Genomic DNA, 25,714 nt, shown 5'->3' with positions numbered 1-25,714 from the left:
TATGACCAACCCCATCGTTGCCAGTCAACCGCAGATGGCGCAGCAGGGGATCCGGCGTTTGCTGATCCTCAGTGGTCAGGCCGATTGGTCACGGCAGCAGGCGGTAATGTTACGCCAGCATCTGGCAGGCGATTGGCTATGGTTGAGCGAGCACCCTCCCGAAGGTGTCAATAGTATCAGCCCAATAGCGGCAAGAACTCTGTTGGGGCAGGAAAACTTACACGGCGTATTTGATGCAACCGATGGGTTAAATATAGAGGCACTGGCTATATTGGCAGGGACCTTGCGTGCGGGGAGTTGGCTGCTATTGCTGGTGCCGGAATGGGGGAGCTGGCCGCAGTGGCCAGATAAAGACAGTTTGCGCTGGAGTGAGCAGCCCGCTCCGATTGTCACTGAGAACTTTATCCGCCACTTACAGCGCCAGTTTTTGGCTGATCCCGATGTAGTTTTGTGGCAGCAAGATCGGCCACTCATATTGCCAGCGATGGGTTCTCGCCCATGTTGGCGTCTGCCAGATGGTTCACCAACCGCACAACAACAGCATATTCTTCAGCGTCTGATGCAGGCAGATAGCGGCATTTGGGTACTGACAGCCGCTCGTGGGCGCGGTAAATCGACACTTGCCGGGATGTTAGTCGCCCACTGGCAAGGGGGGTGTTGGGTGACTGGGCCGGGTAAGGCGGCTACGCAAGTGCTTAATCAACAAGCAGGGGAGCGGGCCAGATTTTGGGCACCAGACGCACTGTTGGATTATTGCCAGCGGCATGATGTTAGTGATATCGACTGGTTGTTGATTGATGAAGCGGCGGCGATCCCGACACCGCTGTTATCGGCACTATTGGCGTATTTCCCCCGGGCATTATTGACCACCACGGTGCAGGGATATGAGGGCTCGGGGCGTGGCTTTTTACTGAAATTCTGCGCGACACTGGGCGATTGGCATCATTTGACGTTGACGGACCCTATCCGCTGGGCCGCGGATGATCCCTTGGAGCGAGTGATAGATAATGCCATGTTGTTCCATGATGAATTATCCAGCGATACGTTGTTTAATAATAAATTGTCCAATAATGAATTATTTAATAATAAATCGCTTAACAATGAATTACTCGGCAATCAGTCCCTACTAAAACGGCCACCTGTGGCGCAGATCGAAATCACCCTTTATGAACAACGCGATTGGCGAGATAACCCGGAGTTACTGCGGCGTTTTTATGGCTTACTCACTACAGCTCATTACCGCACTACACCGTTGGATTTACGCCGTCTAATGGATGCACCGGGTATGCATTTCTCTGCCGCCAGAGTGGCCGATGCCGTGATTGGTGCATTGTGGCTGGTGGATGAAGGGGGATTGAGCGATGCACTGGCCCTTGATGTCTGGGCGGGTCGGCGGCGGCCCAGAGGGAATCTGGTGGCACAATCACTGGCCGCTCATAGCGGGCAGTGGCAGGCTCCAACGCTGTTATCGCGGCGTATCAGCCGGGTTGCTGTCATGGCAGCATGGCGGCAGCAAGGGATTGCCCGCCGGATGATTGCCGCAGAACAGGCCCACGCCCGCCAGCAGCAGTGTGATTTTCTTTCGGTCAGTTTTGGCTATACTGCCGAGTTGGCTCATTTTTGGCACCGCTGTGGTTTTCGTTTGGTACGTATTGGTAGCCATAAGGAGGCCAGCAGCGGTTGTTATACCACAATGGCGTTGTTACCTCTTAGCCCTGCGGGGGAAGCACTCTGTCAGTCGGCGGAGCAGCAGTTAAAACGTGATTGGTATTGGTTACAGCCATGGATTGACATACCAACCCCGCTGTTTTTACGGCTGCCTGAACCGCCGGAGGTCACGTTAACTGACGACGATTGGCGGGAACTGGCAGGATTTGCTTTTGCTTTTCGCCCATTAGAGGCCAGTTTACCGGCACTACAGCGGTTGTTATTACACACCGAGTTGCCCCTTTCGGCGTTACGACACTATTTGCAGTTACGTACTCCTCAGGCTGAGATTATCAACACCCTTGGTTTGACAGGGCGTAAGGCATTGGTGGCGCTTTGGCGTCAGGAAGCCGCTGAGGGGATGGCAATGATTGATGTGGATAAAATGATCATGTCTGCCAAACCATAGGCGCTGTGTAGCACTGTCCGGTTACCCGGTAGAAAAAACCTTACAATATGCCAATGCCAGCGGTGCGTTAGCGGTTTCGCACAAAGGCCCAATGGAAGGTTTATCCAGTCTTACGCAAATCGAGCAGTTCATCCTCGCGCAATCCCACGCAGGTTCTCTTTCTTGAACACCGGTTCTTTTCTTGAAAACAGGTTCTCTTCTTGAACAAGAGCGCGGGATTGCCACGGTTACACATTTCGCCATGTTCAGTTGGCGAATAAGGTGGTAGCGCTGTATGGGATATTATTTGCGGCTTGCTTACTTTTTCTTATTTTGATCCGGCCAGTCATCTTCATCATCCCACTGGGCATTATTGTCACGGTGGGGCGGTAGCTCCGGTTTATTGTCCAAAAAACGCTTATGATCAAGACGGCGTAACTCTTTAATGCCGTTTAATATCATCCCTACTAACAAGATGAGAATGATCCACCAGTAATCTGCTAACCATTGCATGGTTAAGTTCCTTTGGTTGTGGCAATACCCGTCATACTGCAAGTTGTCTGCGCGTTAGACGCTTTCCGGCAACTCGCCTTATTTAAGGCATATAAATCGTGAAAAAATCATCGGTAAATGACTTGCCAGCCATTCACTGCCTGCCACATCTTGTGATTGCCAGGCCGCCAGTAGAATCTCGGGGGTCAGCAAATGTTCCGCCTGTTCTGCCAAAGGGCGGTAACTCAAATGCCAGGGTTCTACCGCGACCCCGCCATTATCTTTAGCGAATGGTCGGTAAAAACCAAATTCTGCCATATGGGCACTTAACCATTGGGTGAGCGGATAGAAGTAGCCACCCGCGTCGTACTCCCATGGCTCTAACTGTAATTTCTCACCGGCTGGCAGCAGCGATGGATCGTAAATATCCAGGTCACTACCCCAATGATGGCGGCTGGTTCCCGGCAGGGCAGACCAGCGCAATATCGCCTCACAACGGGCAGCGGTATCTAACGAGAAAATATCTATCGGTTGACTATCTTTATCTAATACTGGCCGCTCACCGCGAAATTTGCCATTCCAAATAGCCAATTGGCGGCCAAAATCGCGAAAAGTACTGGCCGGTTGTAAATCGAACCCCGCAACTTTAGCGGCTTGTTGCATCGCGTGAAAAGCCGCTACCGCCTGTGGCTGTAGGTGATGATTGCCACTTAACACCACCAAATGATCCGTCGAAAGGCCAGTAAGCATCTGCGGCGTTAATATATTATCGGTCATGCGATCAGTTGTTCCATGATTCTCTGGTACATACGGCTGAGCAGTTGTAAATCAGCCGCGCTAACACATTCATTAACTTTATGAATGGTGGCATTGACTGGCCCCAACTCAACCACTTGTGCTCCCATTAACGCGATAAAGCGGCCATCTGACGTCCCCCCGGTGGTTAACAGTTGCGGTGTGATTTCAGTGTAATGCTTAACGGCATTAACCACGGCATCCACCAACGCCCCTTTGGCGGTCAGGAAAGGTTGACCAGACAATACCCATTCCAGGGTGTAATCAAGCTGATGTCGATCCAGCAATGCGGCTACCCGTTGCTTGATCAGGCTGTCAGTCAGTTCAGTACTGAAACGGAAGTTAAACTGCACATAAAATTCACCGGGAATAACATTATTGCTGCCCGTACCGGCCTGTAAATTGGCGATTTGCATACTGGTGGCAGGGAAAAATGCATTGCCTTCATCCCACTGGGTGGCGACCAATTCATTCAGCGCTGGCATAGCACGATGAACTGGATTATCCGCCAGATGAGGATACGCCACGTGCCCTTGCACTCCATGAATACGCAAGTTAGCGGTGATGGAGCCACGGCGGCCATTTTTCACGATATCGCCAACCCGGTCAGTACTGGATGGTTCGCCCACCAGACAATAATCCAGCCGCTCGTGGCGTGCCATCAGGGCTTCAACCACTTTTACTGTACCGTTGGTGGCTTTGGCTTCTTCATCGGAGGTTATCATAAAGGCCAGGCGGCCTTTATGGTCCGGGTGCGCGGCGACAAAACGCTCTGCTGCTACGATCATTGCCGCCAGTGAGCCTTTCATGTCTGCGGCACCTCGGCCATACAACATGCCGTCACGAATGGTGGGTTCAAACGGTGGGCTGTTCCAGTGGCTCTCGTCACCGGTAGGCACTACATCCGTGTGACCAGCAAATGCCAGCGTTTCTCCTTCGCCACGCCATGCCCAAAAATTAAGCGTATCACCAAAATTCATGGGTTCGATGGTAAAGCCGATGGCGGCTAGGCGCTGGATCATGATCTCTTGGCAACCCGCATCTGAAGGGCTGAGCGATGGGCGTTTAATTAACTGCTGGGCCAGTTCGATTACCGGACAGATCATGTTATTGCACCTCAGTAGCGGGTTGGTTATGAATAAATTGTTGATAGCTTTCAATTTTGAAGCCTAGCAGCATCTCACCATTCGGGCCTTCCAGCAGTGGCCGCTTGATTATGGCAGGCTGCGCTAGCATCAGGGCCTTGGCTCTTTGGGCATCGGTTATTGCATCGCGTTGCTCAGGGGGCAGCTTACGCCAGGTGGTTCCACGGGTATTCAGCAACGGCTCCCAACCCAGTGTATCGATAAAGCCCTGTAGGCATTCGTCACTGAGGCCATCAGCCCGGTAATCGTGGAACTGATAGGCAATGCCTTGTTCTTCCAACCAGCGGCGGACCTTTTTTATGGTGTCACAATTTTTGATGCCATAAAGGCGCAATGCGGGCGTTACAGGGCGGTCTGACATGGAAAAATAGTACCTCGGTTAAAATAGAGAATCAGGCCAGCCACTCATGCGAAGGCCAGCCCCAAGGGAGCGATTAGCCCATAATGCGGGAAAAGCGTGTTTGAATCCAGATGACAGTGGGCGGTTTAGCACAGAGATAAATAGAGGCGGCCTGAGGATTTAGTCAATGCGATCGAGATCGGCGGCATATTGCCGGATAGCTTTCTGATAGAGGCTGGTGTCCTGATGATGTGATGTGTCAGCCAGTAATGTCAATAACGTACTGACGGCCTCTTTGGTTTCGCTGAGGTTGTACAGCGTCATGACTCGGAACAACGTTATCTCTTTTGCTTGCGGGAAACGGGCCAGAGCGCGGTCAAATGTCTCTAACGCTGCCTGATACAACCCAAGTGTGCGGTAGGTGCTGCCTAGCCCCAAATAGGCAGCCTGTAATTCTTTACCCACCAGATTATGTTCGATAGCGGCGCGATAAAAGGGAATTGCCTGCAACTCCAACCCTTGCACATCATAAAGTGAGGCAATTTTATAGAGCAAGCTGGCGTTATCTGGCGAACGGCTGAGTAAATCTTGTGCCATTACCAGCGCATCGCCATAGCGGCCAAGCTCTTTTAGCGAGTTGATGGAGTGTTTCATGCATTTCACACCGTGGCTTATCAGCAAACTGTTTGCTGCTTTAGATAAGGAGCACGCTACTCCGGAAATGTTTCACTGGCAAGTTGAGCTGGGGGGATAGTTTACAAATAGTGTCGTTTTACACCATAAGCTAACCTTTCCAGAGGATTTTAATGAGGGGGAACCAGGATAGAAAAGTTTAAATAACGAGCGACATCACAAAACAAGAAGACAAAGAATTAACTTCGTTGCGTAGGAACTGATATTAACTATATGTTAATTTTTCGTTTCATAAATGAAGCAAGAGGTTAACAGTATGTTAAGGAAAATTAAAGTATTTATGTTCGCGATGGCAGCATTAACCACTCTTCCTGCATTCGCTCAACTCCCAAGCTATTACCCTGCCGATTATCAGAAGATTGTAGATGGTGCAAAAAAAGAGGGCAAAGTGGTGGTGTATTCTGCAACGGATATTAAGGCGGCAGCCCCGTTGATTAAGGGGTTTGAGTCGGCTTATCCGGGTATTAAAGTTGAATACAACGACATGAACAGCACGGAGTTATACAACCGCTACATCAGTGAACAGGCATCGGGGAGCACCAGTGGTGACGTTGTATGGAGTTCCTCCATGGATACCGCACTCAAATTGGCTACCGACTATGCGCTGGAATACCTCTCTCCTGAGCAGGGGGCGTTGCCAAAATGGGCAATATGGAAAGACAAAGCCTACGGCTCTACTTACGAACCTGTGGTCTTTATTTATAACAAACGCCTGATACTCCCGACCGAGGTTCCTGATACCCACACCGCACTGGCAAAACTCATCGTTAGCCAGCCTGATAAATTCAAAAGGAAAGTTACAACCTATGATATTGAAAAATCAGGCTTAGGGTTCATGTTGTCGGTACAGGACTTCAAGGCTGATCCCAATTATTTTGCGACATTGGCTGATATCGCGAAAGGTGGCCTGACCGTGCAATCCTCCACCGGTACGATGATGGAACGGGTGTCATCCGGTGAAAATCTGATTGGTTTTAACATCCTCGGTTCTTATGCTGAAACCCGTGCCAAAACGGACCCTTCTCTTGGAATAGCCTACCCGAAGGACTACACACTGGTGCTATCACGGGTGACCTTTATCAGCCAAAAGGCTCCCCACCCAAATGCAGCCAAGCTGTGGGTTGACTATCTTCTATCAGAAAAAGGCCAAAACATTCTGGCCAATCAATCAGATATTCCTTCCATCCGCAACGATATTGACGGTAGCAACGATATTGATGGTCTGACCAAAAAACTGGGCGGCGCGCTGAGACCCATCCCGGTTGATGAGAGCCTACTGGAATATATGGAACAGGCTAAACGTCTGGACTACATCAAACAATGGCGTACTGCAGCAGCAAAATAGTGGCTTTATCTGGGGGCGCTTGCCTTATGGGCACGCGCAATCCTTGGTTTTATCGGCTTGATCATACATGGATCTTTAACCAACAGGGCTCACTATGAAAGCATTGCGCAGAAAATGGCAGAGCTTGCCGCGCGGCTTAGTTGTGTTGATAACCGCATTGGTTATTTACATACCGATATCATTTATTATCATTCAAAGCTTCCTGTCTGCTCCTTTTTTCTCCCCTTCAAAGGTATTCAGCCTTGATGCCTTCAGATTTATTTTTGCTGATCCCGATTTTTACAAGGCGCTGAAAAGTGGTTTTATTTTGGCGACAGGGCTGGTGGTGATCGCGATTCCGCTTGGGGGGATCCTGGCCTTTCTGATGATAAGGACTGACTTACCTGGCCGGCGGATAATCGAACCGTTGATTCTGGTGCCTATCTTTGTCTCGCCCATGGTCTTGGGCTTTGGTTATGTGGTGGCGGCAGGGCCAGTAGGCTTCTTCTCTTTGTGGGCAGAATCCTTACTGGGCTTTGTACCTTGGAATATTTACGCCATGTCTAGCATCGTGGTGATTGCGGGCCTGACCCATGTTCCTCATGCCTATCTCTATATTTCATCGGCACTACGCAGTGTCGGCTCTGATGTTGAAGAGGCTGCACGTACGGCAGGGGCTTCGCCTTTACAGGTGATGAGTGCGGTCAGTTTGCCAATGGTGCGTCCGTCGATCCTCTATGCCACCGTGTTGCTGTTCTTCCTTGGTCTGGAAGTATTTGGGTTAATGTTGGTACTGGGTGATCCAGAAGGGAACCTGGTGCTGGCGACCTATCTCTACCAATTGACCAATAAGCTGGGTACGCCGTCTTATCATTTGATGGCTGCGGTTGCTGTGGTGCTCATCTGCATCACTATTCCGCTTGTGATGTTGCAACGCTTACTGATGCGAACTGCCCACCGTTTCGTTACGGTCAAAGGCAAAGCCTCACAGGCACGGGCCTTGCCACTGGGTAAATGGCGTTGGGTTGCCGGTGCGGTGGTGGCATTTTGGTTGACGGTGACGATTGGCGTACCGCTGGTGGGTGTCGTGCTGCGCGCCTTTGTATCTAACTGGGGGGTTGGGGTGTCCCTTTGGGATGAACTGTCCCTCAGTACGTTCTATACCATTTGGCAACAGCCGAATCTACTGCGGGCTATCGTCAACTCGATGGCTATTGGGGTGTTCGGCGGAGCGTTGGCTGTTATCTGTTATCTGTTTATCGGTATCGCGATGCACCGCAAGCCCGATGGTGTGACTCGCTTCCTCGACTACAGCGTATTGGTACCGCGTGCCGTACCGGGTTTGCTCGCGGGGCTGGCGTTTCTTTGGGTCTTCCTGTTCTTGCCTATGTGGTTGGATAACTCCCTGAAAGAGGGCTGGCTAGCGGCATTACCCATGACCGAATGGTTACAGGATAATCTGGTGGTATGGCTACGCTCTTTGCGCAGCACCATCTTCAGTGTCTGGCTGGCGTATACCGTGGTGTGGATGGCGTACGGGTTGCGGTTGATTTCCTCGACCCTGTTGCAGGTTGGGCCTGAACTGGAAGAAGCCGCGCGTAGTACTGGTGCCAGCCGTGGTCAGGTTACCCGTCATGTCACCATTCCGTTATCCCGCTATGGCCTGATTGGTTCATGGTTGCTGATGTTCTTGATTTTTGAGCGTGAATATTCCACCGGTGTTTATCTCCTTTCACCGGGTACGGAAACCATAGGTTCGATGCTGGTCTCGCTGTGGGCGGCGGGTGCCATTGATATCGTCGCCGCACTCTCCTTTATCAATATCCTTCTGGTGGTGTTAGGCCTCGGTATCGCACTACGTTTTGGAGTCAAATTACATGATTGAATTATCGGTAGATAACCTGCATTTAACCTATGGTGACAATCCCGTATTGAAAGGGGTATCCATGGAATTAAAACGGGGCGAAGTGGTCTCGCTGCTCGGGCCATCGGGGAGCGGTAAAACCACCTTACTGCGCGCGGTTGCCGGGTTGGAGAAACCAAGCCAGGGCCGCATTATTATTGGTGAAAAGACGGTTTATGATGGCTCATCCCGTAGTGAAATACCCGCCGAAGAGCGCAATCTTGGCTTAGTATTTCAGTCTTATGCTTTGTGGCCACATAAAACGGTATCTGAGAACGTTGCCTATCCACTGAAATTACGCAAAATCTCAACGTCGGAAATCAGCCAGCGCGTACAAGCAGTGCTCGATCAGCTTGGTCTGGGGGCGCTTGGCAATCGCCACCCCCATCAACTTTCGGGAGGGCAGCAACAACGGGTCGCTATTGGCCGTGCGTTGGTCTATAACCCGCCGGTTATTCTCTTGGATGAACCTTTATCGAATCTGGACGCCAAATTACGCGAAGAAGCGCGGGTATTTCTACGCGAACTGATCATGAAACTCGGTTTGTCAGCGCTGATGGTAACCCACGATCAAAACGAAGCTATGGCAATCTCCGACCGTATCTTATTGCTGAATAACGGTAAAATTGAACAGCAGGGGACGCCGCAGGAAATGTACGGCTCGCCATCAACGTTGTTCACCGCCGAGTTTATGGGCAGTAACAACCGCTTACATGGCAAGATTATCGACGTCCGTGATGGTAAGGCGCGTATAGAAGGTAAAGATTGGGGGTTGTGGGGATGGGCGGGGGAGGGCGTTACCGCGGGTCAAGAAGGAACGGCGGTTATCCGTGTGGAGCGTGTTCGTTTAGGGGATAACCTGGATGGCAATCAGCTTGAATTACCTCTGCTGACCAGTATGTATCTGGGGGACCGCTGGGAGTATCTGTTCCGTACCGTCGCTGACGATTTTGTGATCCGTGCTTATGGTCCTGAGGTTCGTGGTAAAGAGTCCTGTCATCTCTCTTTACCGACTGAACATCTGTGGATTTTTCCTAAGCTATAAAAACCTCAGGCATAGAATATGCCTGAGGTTATTGACAAAGTGCCCGCGACGGAGAGAACAGGCAGATCGTAAAGACGCCGTAAATACATCCATGTAGGCTCGAGCCGCGCCATCCTTGGCGCGGACTCTTTACTCTTCTGCCTATCCTCACCGTTCAAGAGTGAGTCATCGGGGTTTGTCAGCAGTCTGAGGCATAGAATATGCCTGAGGTTATTGGCCGATCTGTTTTATCGTACAGGGGAAGAATTTATCGCATCTGGATACCGTTTGCCAACGCTCTGGCAAGCGGTATACCCGTTACAAATGACTGACTCAATTTCTATACACCATAAGCTAGCTGCCACCGTTTTTCATTGTTGCCCCTTTCTGGCGCACTCATCTTGCTTATTCTCACCGTTTAATATCGCATCATTGTGTTTTTTCAGTGGCTTTAATAATTCTTTAAGAGAATTATCTTCCTGATTTGGTTTTTTTTGTTCCGGTAATTGTAGCGATTTAATTTATATCTATATTTAGTTCCTGAAATCTATATTTAACGATATTTAAAGTTGTATTCTTTGCAATATTCATATCTTTTTAATCCACCAGGCCGATCACATTAATCCTTATTTTTAGCCGTAAAATATCAATTTGACGATAACCAGTAGAGAACTAAAAATGATGAATTTAAAGGTTAACAGGAGCATTATTAGTGCTTCGATAGCGGTCATCTTAGCTGCGGGCGTCATGGGTGGCCCCGCATATGCTGATGATGTCAAACTCAAAGCAACAAACACCAATGTTGCTTTCGCTGATTTTACGCCAAAAGAATACAGCACGAAGAATAAGCCAAATATTATTGTATTAACCATGGATGACTTAGGTTATGGGCAACTCCCTTTTGATAAGACCTCCTTTGACCCTAAGTCGATGGAAGATCGGGACGTTGTTGATACCTACAAAATAGGCATTGATAAAGCCATTGAAGCCGCCAAAAAGTCCACGCCAACATTACTCTCGTTGATGGATGAAGGGGTTCGTCTGACGAATGGCTACGTTGCTCATGGCGTATCAGGGCCTTCGCGGGCGGCCATTATGACGGGTCGGTCCCCTGCAAGGTTTGGTGTTTATTCCAATACCGATGCTCAGAATGGGATCTCATTAGAAGAGACATTCCTGCCTGAGTTATTGCAAAACAATGGCTATTACACGGCGGCAATTGGAAAGTGGCATCTTTCAAAAATCAGTAATGTTCCTGTTCCTGAAGCGGAGCAAACGCGCGATTACCACGATAACTTTACAACTTACTCAGCCGATGAATGGCAGCCTCAAAACCGAGGCTTCCAGTATTTTATGGGTTACCATGCCGCGGGAACGGCTTATTATAATTCCCCGTCTCTTTTCCATAATAAAGAGCGGGTGAAAGCCAAAGGTTATATCAGTGATCAACTTACCGATGAGGCTATCGGTGTTGCCAATAGAGCTAAATCCTTAGATGAGCCATTCATGATGTATTTGGCTTACAGTGCTCCCCATTTACCTAATGATAATCCAGCGCCGGATGAATATCAGAAACACTTTAATACAGGCAGCCAAACCGCTGATAACTTCTATGCCTCTGTCTATTCTGTTGACCAGGGCGTAAAACGGCTTCTTGAGCAGCTTAAAAAGAATGGTCAATATGACAATACGATAATTATGTTTACCTCTGATAACGGTGCCGTTATCGATGGGCCATTACCGTTGAACGGTAATCAGAAAGGGTATAAAAGCCAAACATTTCCTGGCGGAACCCATACTCCAATGTTTATTTGGTGGAAGGGGAAATTGCAAACAGGAAATTATGACAAGTTGATCTCTGCAATGGATTTCATGCCTACAGCGCTTGAAGCCGCTGAGATTGATGCTCCAAATAATTTAGATGGCGTCTCACTGCTTCCTTATTTGACGGGGAAAAGCAAAGCTGAACCTCATAAATATCTTACCTGGGTGACATCCTATACCCATTGGTTCGATGAAGAGAATATTCCATTCTGGGATGGTTACCATAAATTTGTGCGTAATGAGTCCAATGAATATCCTAAAAACCCAAATACCGAAGATCTTAGTCAATTCTCTTATACCATCCGCAGTAATGACTACTCTTTAACCTATACCTATGAAGGCAATAAGTTAAATCTGTATAAACTGAGTGATTTAAATCAAAAACAAGACCTTGCAAGTACCCATCCTGATGTTGTTAAGGTGATGCAAGCCGAGATGAGGAATTTCATTAATCAGAGTCAATCTCCTGTTAGTGAAGTTAATCAGGATAAATTTAATAAAATTAAGCAATCACTTGGCATGAATTAAGCCCCAAAGGCGGCAAGTATTTTTTCTTGCCGTCTGTCTATCTCCATGAGGAAAACTATGCATATCACGGCTAAACCAACCAGCTACCAGTGTAATTTAAAGTGTGATTACTGCTTTTATCTCAGTAAAGAAAACATTTTTCAGCACAAAGGTTGGATGACTGAAGAAACCCTTGAAACATTTATCGAGCGATATATCAGTGTATCGGGGCATGATGTGTATTTTACTTGGCAAGGGGGTGAGCCTACCATGGCTGGGCTGGATTTCTTTGGGAAAGCGATACAGTATCAGAACCGCTATAAAGGGACTAAAAAAATACACAACGCTTTGCAAACTAACGGTATTTTATTAGATGATGCATGGTGCCTCTTTCTAAGAGAAAATCATTTTTTAGTCGGTGTGTCTATCGATGGCCCTAAAGAGTTACACGATCGCTACCGTGTGACTCGCTCAGGCAAAGGATCGTTTGATAAAGTGATGGCAGGTATTGAGCAACTCAAAAAATATCAGGTAGAATTTAATACATTAACCGTGATAAATCGTATCAATGTAAAATACCCCCTTGAAGTTTATCGAACGTTAAAATCTATCGGTGCTAAACATATCCAATTTATTGAACTGTTGGAAACAACCGAGCCTAATATTGATTTTTCAAATCAAAAAAGCACGTTTGAACTTATTGAGTTCACTGTCCCTGCGGTTGATTATGGCCATTTCATGGCGGAGGTCTTCAAAGAATGGGTTCGCCATGATGTAGGAACTCTCTTTATTCGCCAGTTTGAGTCTTTTGTCAGCCGATTTATTGGCAATGGGCACACGAGCTGTGTTTTCCAAAAATCGTGCAAAAATAATTTTGTGATGGAGTCCAATGGTGACATTTATGAATGTGATCACTTTGTCTACCCTGAGTATAAAATAGGCAATATTTATCACGATAAATTGGATTCGTTGGCGAGCGATAAATTATCCGCGCAAAAAGAGGTGCTATCTGAGTCATGCCGTAAGTGTATGTATAAAACCATTTGCTATGGCGGTTGCCCAAAACATAGGATTGATCAGGACAGCGATGGGATGAAATCCTATTTTTGCGCAGGGTATAAAATACTCTTCTCGATTATGGTGCCTTATATGAATGCGCTGGCTGAATTAGAAAAAAATGGTATTCCATTGAATAAGATCATGAGTATCGTCGATGACATTGAATGTGGAATAAAATCACAACAGCAGCATTAATTATGGTCATTGACCTACAAGATAGAGGCTCACTAATATAAAAGATGGTGTATTAGTGAGCGAACACGGGGTCCAAGCTAATTGGTATTGTTACAAACAGCACCCATCCCAGCAATTCAGTGAATTTAGGCATCTTTCCCGTTGGTGAGTTTTGTACTGGAAACTGTCTAAGGCTGACTTCTTTAGCATGGGATAATATTCGCTGGTGTTACTGAAACCATCAGCGCTAACGGTTTCTGGTGAATCATTTTTTCAGTCTTTAAGCCATTTTTGAAGAGAAAAACTAGAATTATGGTTTCATATGTAACAATATCAGTAAAATCATCCCTTTTCTAATTAGCTTGCTCATTATTTTGACTGTTCAAAAAATAGGCGTATAATTAGTCGCGATTATTAGAGAGGATTTTATGGTTGAGGTTGAGTTAAATACTTGGAAAGCGTTTATCGATGCGATGCTGCGTAAGGCATAGCCAGATAAACCTGTTGTGAGCGTTAAGTATCATTCTGGTTTTAATGAGTGATTTGTTTTATCCCCAGGGGAGTAATTCTCGCAGAAAGGCAGAGCCGTAGAGGCACTGCCTTTTTTATTGCCCGCTTTAAACCACCATCTTGTGCAAAAAAATCACACTTAATAATCGCCAGTAATTACTTGTTAATAATGAAGAATAAATATTATCGCCTTGGTAACCCAGGGCATGACGTAATAGTGACTTTCTGCGTTCTTGGGCTGTGTATCAGGTATTTTAATTCCTAATACTGGTTTTTGCGCCAAATGACTTTCTTAATAGGATTAACAACAACATCAATAGTGTCGCGGGTAACCAGACCCAGAGCAGTTCAGAAATTATCACCGCATGTCCTGCAGGTGTTGCGTATTTCGCGAGCTGAAACGGTGCGACTTTAATGACTTGCCACGGTAAAAAGAATCGCTCGCTACTCCATGGCCATAGCCATCCAACGCCTTTACCTCCGGTGGTCAGTGAATCCAGTACGCTATGTGATAGCAGTGATACAAATAAAAATAGCCAGATACGGCTAAGCGAAGTATTGAAGAATCGATAGAACACCAGTAGTAGCGTGGGTAAGGCGAAGGCGAATAGCAGGGAGTGCGTAAATCCACGATGGCCGAAAGCATGGCCATAGGCGACGCCAAATTTAAATGCCAATACATCGGCATCAGGTAGCATCGAAATCGCTATTCCTGCCAGTAATAGGCGGGGTGGAATAATTTTTGTCCCTAATCCAATACCGAGAGTTAAAGGAATAGCCGCATGTGTAATGATGGTTGGCATTATAAATCAATCGCTCCTGAAGCATTAACGTGCTTCGATAAGTAAATTCGGGATAAAAATATAACTCTCTTAGTTCCCACTCACTTTTATGGTTGGGATTAATCCTATTTATTATAAGTTGATTTTGAGGGAGAGATAATCAGACTCATCTGCATTTTTTGTAGGATGTTTCTTTATATTATGATGCTGAGATGAAGGAACGAGAAAATAGCCAGGAAGTAGGGCTGGGATGCCCTAGGGTGAATATGCGTAGCTAATCCCAGAGGGACTTCAAGTAAAAAGGGTATGAAGAGTGAATCTGATGCAATAAAGCGGCATGGCTTTTTCGTCATGCCGCAGGGGAGAACCTATTTTACTTCAAGTTGCCTGTTATTGGCTGCCTTTGTGACTTGCCTTCCTGTAGCTTGAGCTATTTAGGGTTTATAGCTTTGCTCGGTATTATTCTGCTGGGGAAGCGGCGACGTACTAAAACAAAGAACAGGGGCACAAAGAAAATAGCCAGTACAGTGGCTGAAATCATCCCGCCCATTACGCCGGTTCCCACGGCATGCTGGCTACCGGAACCCGCGCCCTGGCTGATTGCCATCGGCAATACACCAAAAATAAAGGCCAGCGAAGTCATCAAAATAGGCCGTAATCGCTGGCGAGAGGCCTCCAGTGTTGCCTCAACCAGATCCCTACCTCGGTTATTCAGTTCATTGGCAAACTCAACAATCAAGATGGCATTCTTGGCCGATAGCCCAATGATGGTTAATAGACCGACTTGGAAGTAAACATCATTTTCCAGCCCACGCATCCAAGTGGCTGCAACGGCACCTATTACTCCTAACGGGACCACCAGCATCACGGAGAACGGAATTGACCAGCTCTCGTACAATGCAGCCAGACAGAGGAAAACCACCAGTAGCGAGATGGCATAGAGGGCGGGTGCCTGAGAGCCGGATAAGCGTTCTTGATAAGACATGCCAGTCCACTCTAAACCAAAGCCATTGGGCAATTGGCTGACCAGTTTTTCCATCACATCCATCGCGGTACCGGTACTGACTCCAGGAGCCGCTTCACCAACAATTTCCAGTGCTGAATAGCCGTTGTAGCGCTCCAGGCGGGGAGAGCCGTATTCCCATCGGGTAGTAGAGAAGGCGGAGAAAGGCACCATGCCGCCATTTTTATTGCGCACATACCATTTGTTGACGTCTTCCGGCAGCATACGGGCCGTGGCTTCTGATTGAACATACACCTTCTTCACCCGTCCACGGTCAACAAAATCATTGACGTAGGTTGAACCCCAGGCGGTTTTCAGCGTACTGTTAATGTCATCCAGAGAGACGCCCAGTGCTCGCGCTTTGCGTTGATCAATATCAATCTGCAACTGTGGGCTATCATCCAGCCCGTTATGCCGTATTCGGGTTAAAAGGGGTTCTTGCGACGCCATCTGCAACAATTGGTTGCGGGCTGCCATCAATTTATCGTGGCCATGGCCGCCATGGTCCTGTAATTCCATATCGAAACCTGACGACCCACCTAAACCTGAAATTGCTGGAGGGCTACTGACCGACACCTTCGCTTCAACAATTTTACTGAGTTCTTTAGTCGCTCGTTCAATAATAGCGAATGAGGAGTCTGTGCTGGCGGTGCGTTGATCCCAGTCGGCAAGGCGAATAAACAGGCGCGCTACGTTCTGCCCATTCCCTCCAGGGCCAGAGCCGACAGTAGAGAATACTGACAATACGTTGTTTTTCTCTTCTGTCAGGAAGTAACTCTCAACTTTCTCAACCACTTTCAGTGTCTGTTGCTGAGTTGATCCAACCGGAAGCTGCACCTGAGCCATAAAGACACCGCGGTCTTCCAACGGCAGGAAAGAGGTGGGTAATTTAAGGAATAGTAAGGCCAGACCGCCGAGCAACAGTAAATACAGTAGCATGTAACGTAAGCTGTGATGCAATACGCGCGCGACACCTCTTTCGTAACGGTGAGAATTACGGTCAAACATGCGGTTAAACCAACCGAAAAACCCCCGTTTAGCGTGATGATGCCCCGGTGCAATGGGTTTAAGCAGGGTGGCACACATGGCAGGTGTCAGGATCAACGCGACCAATACCGACAGCACCATGGCCGAAACGATAGTAATGGAGAACTGACGATAGATAGCCCCGGTAGTGCCGCCAAAGAAGGCCATTGGAATAAACACGGCGGACAGTACCAGCGCTATCCCGATCAGTGCGCCCTGAATTTGCCCCATCGATTTTCGCGTGGCCTCGCGCGGATCCAGCCCTTCTTCGCTCATCACCCGTTCGACGTTTTCCACCACCACAATGGCGTCATCCACCAACAGCCCGATAGCCAGAACGATGGCAAACAGGGTTAACGTATTAATACTAAAGCCAAATGCCGATAGCACGGCAAAGGTTCCCAATAGCACCACAGGTACGGCAACCGTTGGGATCAATGTTGCGCGGAAGTTCTGTAAAAAGAGATACATGACCAAGAAAACTAACAGAATGGCTTCCAGCAGCGTTTTCACCACGTCCTTAATGGACGCTTGTACAAACGGTGTGGTTTCGTAGGCGATTTTGGCTTCTAAACCATGAGGGAAGAACGGTGCCAATTCGGCAAGCCGGGCTTTGACCAGTTTATCGGTTTGTAATTCATTGGCGCCGGAAGCCAGTTTAATCCCCATACCTGAGGCGGCTTGGCCGTTGAAGCGGCTGAGATAATCATACTTCTCGGAACCCAGCTCTATTTTTGCGACATCGCCAAGGGTGACCAGTGAACCATCCTGATTGACCCGTAGCGTAATTTCCTGAAACTCTTCGGGTGTTTGTAGCTGGGATTGGGCGTTGATGGTCGCGTTTAATGCTTGATTATCAACGGCGGGAGTTCCGCCTAGTTGACCTACGGCGACCTGAGTATTCTGGGATTGAATCGCACTGACAATATCACTCGTGGTCAGCTGATAGTTAGTGAGCTTATTCGGATCGAGCCAAATACGCATCGCATATTGTGAGCCAAAGGCATCTACGCTGCCGACCCCTTCAATTCTGCTGAGTGGGTCTTGCAGATTACTGGCGACATAATCGGAGATATCTTGTTTATCCATACTGCCGTCAGTGGAGACAAACGCCACCATCATCAAGGTATTATCACCCGACTTCGAAACAGAAACCCCTTGTTGTTGTACGTCTTGGGGCAGTCTCTTGATAGCTGATTGCAGTTGATTCTGTACCTGCTGCATCGCTTCGTTAGGGTTAGTACCCGCCTGAAATGTGAGCGTGACACTGGCACTACCTGAATTGCTGCTTTGTGATGACATATACAACAGGTTATCCAGGCCGGTCATGCTTTGTTCAATCACCTGGGTAACGGTATTTTCCAGTGTTTGAGCAGAGGCTCCGGGGTAGCTGGCGCTGATACGTACATTCGGGGGGGCCAAATTCGGGTATTGCTCGATAGGTAGTGTCGAAATTGCCAATGCGCCGGTGAGACACAAAATTATCGCCAATACCCAGGCAAAAATCGGGCGGTCGATGAAAAAATTTGCCATGTAGTGCCAACCTTTATTCAGAAAATGAGTACCCTTTGTCCTCGACGTCGCAGCGGCTCTCGCTCAGTTGCTGCCTTGCTGCTGCGTCAAGGACGTTAGGTAGATGCAGCAGAATCCACCCTGCACTCTACGCGGGAATGTAGGATAAAACGTGGAGAAAAAAAGGAGATCGTGCAAAAAGCTCGATAAAACTGAGTTTATTCAGGCTGAGAAGAGAATGAAATGATAAACGCGTTATTTTTCTGGCATCGAGTAAACTGATTATACTCAACGTCATTGGTGTGGCTGCGGTATTAGCGACGTCCGCGCACCAAGATCACTGGCCTGAGTTAACTCATCAGGAGGCGTTCGCTTGCCACCTGGCCGCAACATCATGTATGAAGGCGATAGTCGCTACTTAACACAGGAACTTGTTATGGAACTTAACCCAGTATTCGCCCGTCGTCTCTATCTTTGCTGGCTAATCAGTAGTGCTGAAGCGCTAAACGTACCCCGCTTGATGACGCTAACCGGCTGGCCACGGCGAACGTTACAAGATGTCTTGAAGGCGTTGCCCGGTCTGGGGGTTACGCTGACGTTTGTACAGCATGGGGTGCGCAATAATGCGGGTTACTACCGGTTGGATAGTTGGGGGCCACTGAATAAAAGATGGATACAAGAAAACCATGATTTTATTTTAGCGGCCATTAAATAGTGACAACGGATGTCAGTATTTTTTATTTTCCAAATACATAATCGTTGCGGCAACCCGTGAGCGCACATTTAATTTACGTAATAAATTACGGATATGTACTTTCACGGTTTCTTCTGAAATGTACAGTTCGAAGGCAACTTGTTTATTAGACATCCCACGTGCCACCTCTTGCAATACATCTAACTCGCGTTCAGTTAATTCAGAGAAAGGAGTCACTTGTTCATGACGAGATGATAAATACTGTATCACCTCGTCGCTGAAGACATTTTCCCCGCGCGCCGCCTGGCGAATATTCTCCAGTAATATTTCTGGCTCGCAATCTTTGAGTAAATAACCATCAGCACCGGCATCAATCATCGCGTACACATCGCTGCGCGCATCGGAGACCGTCAAAATAATGATCCGTGCATCACTGCCGTTATGTCGTAGGGCTTTTAACGTATCCAGCCCGGACATACCTTTCATATTCAGGTCGAGCAAAATAATATCTGGTTGAAATTTGGCCGCTTCGGTAATGGCATCACTGCCATTGTTAGCTTCAGCAACCACCTCAAAGCGGCTATCTAGCCCCAACAATTGTTTAATACCCCGGCGCATGAGCGGATGGTCGTCAACGATCAGAATAGTGTGACTTTTCGTCATAATGAATAATTCTCCCTGTAACTCAAAAAGCACACAGTAACGTACTTAATATGCCGCTACTGATGGCAAGACTCATACCTTTTTACGTGACGTCGCAGTGCTGCGCGCGGTTTTTACTCACCTGACTCCCCAGATAGTCAAGATCCGTCATTTACCTGGCTATACCCGTCATACTTCAAGTCGCAGGGGGTTGGCTGCCTTCTTGCCACTCGAATTATTTAGCGTATATCACATCAATATATTGGGTATAAAATAACCTAAAAAGAGTGTCTACACTTTCAGTCATACTGAATACTGATGATTTCCATAGTGATAGCTTATTTCACTGACTATGACATCCATTGCAGTGAGTTGAACTGCATTCTCAGTGTATCGTAGTCTCACTGATTTGCTGCTGTAATTTTTTTGCGTTAAAAAGACTTTTATCGCAAGCGATTTTTAACCACTAGTGAGAAAGTGTCATCCGATAGCTCAAATACTAATATATTTAGTAGCATAGATTATCTGAAAAATAATTATCAAAGCATCGTCTTGTTTTGATAATTATTCCCGTTAAATGAATCGTTATATATATTATGTGATAACGCAAATTGATTTAACTGGACAAAAACCTTTAAATAATCACTAAATTAATTGATCTTGCGCAATGTCTACTATCAAATAACTCTAAAGAGTAATTATTTTATTACTCATTATTCGGTATTAAACACAGTGAACCAAGAAAATTCACTTCAATAATATAAATAATAATCATTATCATCATTCTGCCTGGTTAGGCTTTAAATGAACGATTTATACACGCATACGCATGCGCGGGCACGCCAGAAGATATTAAGGATATCGGCATGACTGATTTATCGCGGCGTAAATTGCTGACGGTTTTTTGGCAAACCGGTAAACAATCGAACATTATTATCCGGCCTCCCTGGTCGGTACCCGAGGTTGACTTTATTGCGGGTTGCACCCGTTGCCATGCTTGTGTCAGCGCCTGTGAAACTGGCGTATTGATTGCGGGCAGTGGTGGATTCCCCGAAATAGATTTTCAACGTGCTGAATGCAGTTTTTGTCAGGCTTGTGTCCAGGCGTGTGATGTGGCCATTTTTACCTCGCCAGAGCAGACGGCTTGGCAGATTAAAGCCAGTATCTCTGACCGTTGTTTGCCTTATCACCATGTTGAATGTCGCAGTTGCCAGGATAGCTGTGAAACCCGTGCAATTAAATTTCGCCCACGCTTGAGCGGCATTGCTCAACCTGAATTAGACCTTCCTGCCTGTACCGGCTGCGGCGCTTGTGTGCCGGGTTGTCCAGTGCAGGCGGTAACCCTTACCCGGAGTGAAGATGGACGATAACGAATGGCATGTTTGTGGATTGGTGCTGCAAGCCAAACCGGCACGTTTTGTGCAGCTTATGGACCACCTGCTCGCTATTCCGGGAACAGAAATACCCACCAGTGACCCTGCTTTGGGCAAGTTGGTGGTGGTTATGCAGGCAGTGCGCTCAGACACGCTCCTGAATCATATTGAGTCAGCACGTAATCTGGATGGTGTGCTGGCTGTATCGCTGGTTTATCACCAGCAGGATTTGCAAGGTGAGGAAATGCCATGAAACTCAGTCGCCGGGACTTTATGAAAGCGAATGCAGCCGTTGCTGCGGCAGCCGCTGCCGGAATGACCATACCTACTATCGCTAAAGCGGTGGGTGAGACAACCAATGCGATCAAGTGGGATAAAGCACCTTGCCGATTCTGTGGCACCGGCTGCGGTGTACTGGTAGGAACGCAAAATGGCCGTATCGTGGCCTCACAAGGTGATCCTGACTCACCGGTTAACCGTGGGCTGAACTGCATCAAAGGCTATTTCCTGCCAAAGATCATGTACGGCAAAGACCGGCTGACACAACCATTGCTGCGTATGAAAGACGGTCAATACGATAAAGAAGGTGATTTTACCCCAATAAGCTGGGAGAAAGCCTTTGATATCATGGAGCTGAAATTCAAAAATGCGCTAAAAGAGAAAGGTCCGACAGCGGTCGGTATGTTCGGCTCCGGGCAATGGACCGTGTGGGAAGGTTATGCGGCGTTGAAGTTGCTAAAAGGGGGGTTCCGCTCAAATAACCTTGATCCTAATGCCCGCCATTGTATGGCTTCCTCGGTTGTTGGATTCATGCGTACCTTTGGTATGGATGAGCCGATGGGATGCTACGATGATATTGAAGAAGCCGATGCTTTCGTGCTCTGGGGCTCCAATATGGCGGAAATGCACCCGGTATTATGGTCGCGTATGACCAGCCGCCGCCTGACCAATGAACATGTCAGAATTGCCGTCCTCTCCACTTACGAACACCGCAGTTTTGAATTGGCAGACAACCCGATCGTCTTTACCCCACAAACCGATCTGGTCATCATGAATTACATCGCCAATTACATCATTCAAAATAATGCCGTTGATAAAGATTTTCTGGCTCAGCACGTGAATTTCCGCCGTGGTGCGACCGATATCGGTTATGGCTTACGGCCAACCCATCCGCTGGAAAAAGCGGCGAAGAATCCCGGCAGTGATGCGTCTGAACCGATGAGTTTTGAGGATTTCAAAGCCTTTGTCGCTGAATACACGTTAGAAAAAACCGCCAAAATGAGCGGCGTACCGGAAGATCAGCTTGAGTCGTTGGCCCAGTTGTATGCTGATCCGAAGGTGAAGCTGGTCTCTTACTGGACCATGGGCTTTAACCAGCATACCCGCGGTGTTTGGGCCAATAACATGTGCTACAACTTGCACCTGTTAACCGGCAAGATCTCCAAGCCGGGGTCTGGACCTTTCTCTCTGACGGGCCAGCCTTCCGCCTGTGGCACCGCCCGTGAAGTGGGGACATTCTCCCATCGCCTGCCCGCAGATATGGTGGTTACGAACGAAAAACATCGCCAGATTGCTGAAACCACATGGCAGTTACCGGCAGGAACCATCCCGGAAAAAGTAGGTTTACATGCAGTGGCACAAGATCGGGCGTTGAAAGACGGCACCCTCAATGCCTACTGGGTGATGTGCAACAACAACATGCAGGCCGGACCGAATATTAATGAAGAGCGTATGCCGGGCTGGCGTGATCCGCGCAACTTTATTGTGGTCTCCGATCCCTATCCCACCATCAGTGCGCTGTCTGCTGACTTGATCTTACCGACCTCGATGTGGGTCGAGAAAGAGGGCGCATACGGCAATGCTGAACGCCGTACTCAATTCTGGCGTCAGCAAGTCCCCTCACCGGGGGAGGCTAAATCGGATTTATGGCAAATCGTCGAGTTCGCCAAACGCTTTAAAGTCGAAGAGGTCTGGCCCGCTGAGTTGGTGAATCAAAAACCCGAGTATCGCGGTAAAAACCTGTACGAGGTGCTGTTCGCCAACGATGTGGTTAGCAAATACCCCCTGAGCGAGATCCCTGATGATCAATTGAACGACGAAGCGCGCGATTTCGGTTTCTACATTCAGAAGGGATTATTTGAAGAGTACGCCAGTTTTGGTCGTGGACACGGTCATGATTTGGCTCCTTTCGATGTTTATCATCAGGTACGGGGCCTGCGCTGGCCGGTAGTTAATGGTAAGGAAACGCTTTGGCGTTATCGTGAAGGTTTTGATCCCTTCGTACCGAAAGGCGAAGAGGTGCGCTTCTATGGCAAACCAGACGGTAAAGCAGTAATTTTTGCCCTGCCTTATGAGCCTGCAGCAGAAAGCCCGGATCAAGAATATGACCTGTGGCTCTCTACTGGCCGGGTGCTGGAACATTGGCACACCGGTTCAATGACCCGCCGGGTACCTGAATTGCACCGTGCTTTCCCTGAGGCAGTGTTGTTCATTCATCCATTGGATGCTAAAGCGCGTGGTTTACACCGTGGTGACAAAGTGAAAATAATTTCACGCCGAGGTGAGGTTATTTCTCTGGTTGAAACCCGTGGCCGTAACCGCCCACCACGAGGGCTGGTGTACATGCCGTTCTTCGATGCCGCACAGTTGGTCAATAACCTGACCTTAGACGCGACGGACCCACTTTCTAAAGAAACTGACTTTAAAAAATGTGCAGTGAAATTGGAGCGGGTAGTTGCCTGATGACTCACAGATAACGCGCATTCACGGATAACGATCATCCGGGGATGCCAAGGAAAAAGACGGTGTCTTTTGGGAGCAAACAATGAATAACACGATGCTTAAGTTAGTAAAGCGCAGGGTTTCAGGGGTGATATCGTTACTGGCAATATTGCTGGTCATGGGCGGGGTAAATGCGGCCAGCAATGTTGAGATGGACTTAACGCAATCACCCGAAGTTTCTGGCACCGCCGAAGGGAAGGTAAAAATGCCTAAACAGCAACAACGGATGGCGCTGAACTATGTTAACCAGCCACCGATGGTCCCACATAGCGTGGATGGCTATCAGGTCAGTAAAAATACTAACCGTTGTCTGCAGTGCCACGGGGTTGAACACTATATTACTACTGGTGCGCCACGGGTCAGCTCAAGTCACTTTTATGATCGTGATGGCAACGTCTCCAGCGAAGTATCGCCGCGCCGCTACTTCTGCCTACAGTGTCATGTGCCGCAAACCGACGCAGCACCGATTGTTGGTAATAGCTTCCAGCCAGCACCTGGCTTTGGTCAGTAACCGAGATGAATGATAAGCGAGGGCATGATGAGCGAGACTAAAAAACCCGGTTTTATCCGTCGGTTATGGCAGTGGTGGCGTAGACCAAGTCGTCTGGCACTCGGTACCTTACTGCTGATTGGTTTTGTCAGTGGCATTATCTTCTGGGGCGGTTTTAATACCGGCATGGAAATGGCGAATACTGAGAAATTCTGTATCAGTTGCCATGAGATGAAAGATAACGTCTATGAGGAATACATGAGTACCATTCACTACAGCAATCGCAGTGGCGTAAAAGCAACATGCCCTGATTGCCACGTTCCCCATGAATGGGGGCCTAAAATGGTACGTAAGATTAAAGCCAGTAAAGAGCTGTATGCCAAAGCATTTGGTTTGATTGATACGCCGCAGAAATTTGACGCTCACCGCCTGACGATGGCAGAAAGTGAATGGGCGCGGATGAAAGCTAATGATTCGCAAGAATGTCGCAACTGTCATAATTTCGATAATATGGATTTCAGCGCACAAAAAACGGTGGCGGCGAAAATGCACAGTCAAGCCATTACCGAAGGCAAAACCTGTATTGATTGCCATAAAGGGATTGCCCATAAGTTGCCAGATATGAAGGATGTACCTATTGGTTTTTAGGACTCCCTTCTCTCTGATGCTGAGGTGGCGTTAGCCGCACGATTTTGGGTATACGACGGATAGTGATGATTAACGCCCTGTGGACTTTGCGTCGACAGGGCGTTTTTACTGCAGTAGGAAAAAGTATCACCGTGAGGTGTATGCTAAATTACGTTAATGATTATCCGGGCCACAGAAGGGTTTATGTCCGTCAAAATTGAAAATATACAGTGTGAATTGTTATCCAAGAACTGGTTTAAATTACACAAATACACCTTTGATTTAAAAACAGATGAGGGAACCGCGGTACAACAAATCCGTGAAGTCTATGACCGGGGTAACGGGGCAACTATCCTGTTGTATAACCGGCAAAAGGGCACGGTGGTGTTGATCGAACAATTCCGGATGCCAACCTATGTTAACGGCAATGCCAGCGGTATGTTGCTGGAAGCATGTGCCGGTTTACTGGATAACGACTCGCCGGAGGAGTGTATCCGCCGTGAGGCGATGGAAGAGACGGGCTATCAGGTTGATAAAGTACAAAAGCTGTTCGAGGCTTATATGTCACCGGGGGGCGTGACTGAATTAGTCTATTTCTTTGCGGCTGAATATCATCCAGATCAAAAAATAACCGACGAGGTTGGGGTAGAAGACGAGGTTATTGAAGTCGTCGAATTGCCGTTCCACGATGCTATCGCTATGGTCGCTGATGGGCGAATTAAAGATGGTAAGACGATTATGTTGTTGCAGTATGCGCAGATTCATTTTTTCCCTTCGTCCTTGACGCCACAGCGGTGTTAGCTGCGCTCACTTACCCGAATCACTTACTGGAGTAAGCTCATCGGGATGCGTTCGCTTGCTGCCTTGCTGTGACGCCAATGACTTTGGGAAATCCCTTC

The 25,714-nt window shown here is 47.9% G+C and carries 22 protein-coding genes and 1 pseudogene; 14 read left to right on the top strand and 9 right to left on the bottom strand.

All coding sequences use genetic code 11. From position 1 onward, the window contains the following. Position 1 precedes the first annotated feature (1 nt). Positions 2-2,116 (top strand): tRNA(Met) cytidine acetyltransferase TmcA, encoded by a 2,115-nt coding sequence (locus tag AC971_RS13345; protein WP_025384473.1) that lies wholly within the window; start codon positions 2-4, stop codon positions 2,114-2,116. Positions 2,117-2,413: 297 nt separating this feature from the next. Here AC971_RS13345 and AC971_RS13340 read toward each other — a convergent pair whose 3' ends face one another. The 5 genes from AC971_RS13340 to AC971_RS13320 form a co-directional block, all read right to left on the bottom strand. Further along, a complete protein-coding gene (locus tag AC971_RS13340) occupies positions 2,414-2,608 on the bottom strand; it encodes a YpfN family protein (protein ID WP_002208551.1) in 195 nt (64 codons plus the stop codon). A gap of 78 nt (positions 2,609-2,686) precedes the next feature. Further along, positions 2,687-3,364 (bottom strand): M15 family metallopeptidase, encoded by a 678-nt coding sequence (locus tag AC971_RS13335; protein ID WP_025384472.1) that lies wholly within the window; start codon positions 3,362-3,364, stop codon positions 2,687-2,689. Continuing rightward, positions 3,361-4,488 carry a succinyl-diaminopimelate desuccinylase gene (gene dapE, locus AC971_RS13330; protein WP_025384471.1) on the bottom strand — a complete coding sequence of 376 codons (1,128 nt, stop codon included), beginning with the start codon at positions 4,486-4,488 and terminating at the stop codon, positions 3,361-3,363. The genes AC971_RS13335 and dapE overlap by 4 nt, the downstream gene beginning before the upstream one ends. 1 nt (position 4,489) lies before the next feature. Then, positions 4,490-4,888 (bottom strand): ArsC family reductase, encoded by a 399-nt coding sequence (locus AC971_RS13325; RefSeq protein WP_025384470.1) that lies wholly within the window; start codon positions 4,886-4,888, stop codon positions 4,490-4,492. Positions 4,889-5,047: 159 nt separating this feature from the next. Next, complete coding sequence (locus AC971_RS13320; RefSeq protein WP_025384469.1) at positions 5,048-5,521, bottom strand: tetratricopeptide repeat protein; 474 nt, start codon at positions 5,519-5,521, stop codon at positions 5,048-5,050. A 295-nt stretch (positions 5,522-5,816) separates the two neighbouring features. Here AC971_RS13320 and AC971_RS13315 point away from each other — a divergent pair, with 295 nt between their 5' ends. From AC971_RS13315 to AC971_RS13305, 3 genes are all read left to right on the top strand, one after another. Next, positions 5,817-6,905, top strand: coding sequence for an ABC transporter substrate-binding protein (locus AC971_RS13315; RefSeq protein ID WP_025384468.1), 1,089 nt, complete (start codon positions 5,817-5,819; stop codon positions 6,903-6,905). A 94-nt stretch (positions 6,906-6,999) separates the two neighbouring features. Continuing rightward, a complete protein-coding gene (locus AC971_RS13310) occupies positions 7,000-8,769 on the top strand; it encodes an ABC transporter permease (protein WP_025384467.1) in 1,770 nt (589 codons plus the stop codon). Further along, the gene (locus tag AC971_RS13305; RefSeq protein ID WP_025384466.1) at positions 8,762-9,832 is read left to right on the top strand and encodes an ABC transporter ATP-binding protein; all 1,071 of its coding nucleotides are present in this window, start codon (positions 8,762-8,764) and stop codon (positions 9,830-9,832) included. The genes AC971_RS13310 and AC971_RS13305 overlap by 8 nt, the downstream gene beginning before the upstream one ends. On the opposite strand, the gene AC971_RS24715 is transcribed toward AC971_RS13305, so the two are convergent. After that, positions 9,827-9,925, bottom strand: coding sequence for a gluconate 5-dehydrogenase (locus tag AC971_RS24715; RefSeq protein WP_197090731.1), 99 nt, complete (start codon positions 9,923-9,925; stop codon positions 9,827-9,829). The two genes, AC971_RS13305 and AC971_RS24715, sit on opposite strands and share 6 nt — an antisense overlap. A 120-nt stretch (positions 9,926-10,045) precedes the next feature. Here AC971_RS24715 and AC971_RS24710 point away from each other — a divergent pair. The 3 genes and pseudogenes from AC971_RS24710 (at position 10,046) to AC971_RS13295 (ending at position 13,396) form a co-directional block, all read left to right on the top strand. Further along, positions 10,046-10,233: pseudogene (locus tag AC971_RS24710) on the top strand (hypothetical protein). Positions 10,234-10,492: 259 nt separating this feature from the next. Then, entirely contained in the window at positions 10,493-12,163 is a 1,671-nt protein-coding gene (locus AC971_RS13300) for a sulfatase-like hydrolase/transferase (protein WP_025384465.1), read from the top strand. A gap of 57 nt (positions 12,164-12,220) precedes the next feature. Beyond that, positions 12,221-13,396, top strand: coding sequence for an anaerobic sulfatase maturase (locus tag AC971_RS13295; RefSeq protein ID WP_025384464.1), 1,176 nt, complete (start codon positions 12,221-12,223; stop codon positions 13,394-13,396). 743 nt (positions 13,397-14,139) lie between these two features. Here the strand turns inward: AC971_RS13295 and AC971_RS13290 are convergent. Beyond that, complete coding sequence (locus AC971_RS13290) at positions 14,140-14,688, bottom strand: metal-dependent hydrolase (protein ID WP_025384463.1); 549 nt, start codon at positions 14,686-14,688, stop codon at positions 14,140-14,142. A 409-nt stretch (positions 14,689-15,097) separates the two neighbouring features. Further along, positions 15,098-18,229: a multidrug efflux RND transporter permease AcrD gene (gene acrD, locus AC971_RS13285; RefSeq protein ID WP_025384462.1), complete on the bottom strand. Its 3,132-nt coding sequence runs from the start codon at positions 18,227-18,229 to the stop codon at positions 15,098-15,100. 415 nt (positions 18,230-18,644) lie between these two features. Between acrD and AC971_RS13280 the strand changes: the two genes are divergently transcribed. Continuing rightward, entirely contained in the window at positions 18,645-18,923 is a 279-nt protein-coding gene (locus tag AC971_RS13280; RefSeq protein ID WP_025384461.1) for a winged helix-turn-helix domain-containing protein, read from the top strand. Positions 18,924-18,935: 12 nt separating this feature from the next. Here the strand turns inward: AC971_RS13280 and narL are convergent, their stop codons facing one another. After that, positions 18,936-19,565, bottom strand: a complete 630-nt coding sequence (narL, locus tag AC971_RS13275) for a two-component system response regulator NarL (RefSeq protein WP_025384460.1) — start codon at positions 19,563-19,565, stop codon at positions 18,936-18,938. An 845-nt stretch (positions 19,566-20,410) separates the two neighbouring features. Here narL and napF point away from each other — a divergent pair. The 6 genes from napF (at position 20,411) to nudK (ending at position 25,616) form a co-directional block, all read left to right on the top strand. Next, positions 20,411-20,914, top strand: coding sequence for a ferredoxin-type protein NapF (gene napF, locus AC971_RS13270; protein ID WP_025384459.1), 504 nt, complete (start codon positions 20,411-20,413; stop codon positions 20,912-20,914). After that, the gene (gene napD, locus AC971_RS13265; protein ID WP_025384458.1) at positions 20,904-21,170 is read left to right on the top strand and encodes a chaperone NapD; all 267 of its coding nucleotides are present in this window, start codon (positions 20,904-20,906) and stop codon (positions 21,168-21,170) included. The genes napF and napD overlap by 11 nt, the downstream gene beginning before the upstream one ends. Continuing rightward, the gene (napA, locus tag AC971_RS13260) at positions 21,167-23,659 is read left to right on the top strand and encodes a nitrate reductase catalytic subunit NapA (RefSeq protein WP_025384457.1); all 2,493 of its coding nucleotides are present in this window, start codon (positions 21,167-21,169) and stop codon (positions 23,657-23,659) included. Before napD ends, napA begins: the two co-directional genes overlap by 4 nt. 82 nt (positions 23,660-23,741) lie before the next feature. Beyond that, entirely contained in the window at positions 23,742-24,209 is a 468-nt protein-coding gene (gene napB / locus AC971_RS13255) for a nitrate reductase cytochrome c-type subunit (RefSeq protein WP_025384456.1), read from the top strand. Between the two features lie 24 nt (positions 24,210-24,233). Continuing rightward, on the top strand, positions 24,234-24,836 hold the full coding sequence (gene napC, locus AC971_RS13250) for a cytochrome c-type protein NapC (RefSeq protein WP_002208531.1): 603 nt from the start codon (positions 24,234-24,236) through the stop codon (positions 24,834-24,836). Positions 24,837-25,019: 183 nt separating this feature from the next. Then, positions 25,020-25,616, top strand: a complete 597-nt coding sequence (gene nudK / locus AC971_RS13245; protein WP_025384455.1) for a GDP-mannose pyrophosphatase NudK — start codon at positions 25,020-25,022, stop codon at positions 25,614-25,616. Positions 25,617-25,714 lie beyond the last annotated feature (98 nt).

It is taken from the genome of Yersinia similis, assembly GCF_001053095.1.
Lineage (GTDB): Bacteria > Pseudomonadota > Gammaproteobacteria > Enterobacterales > Enterobacteriaceae > Yersinia > Yersinia similis.
Note: the sequence above shows the minus strand (reverse complement) of the source record. Positions and strands in the feature narration are given on the sequence as shown.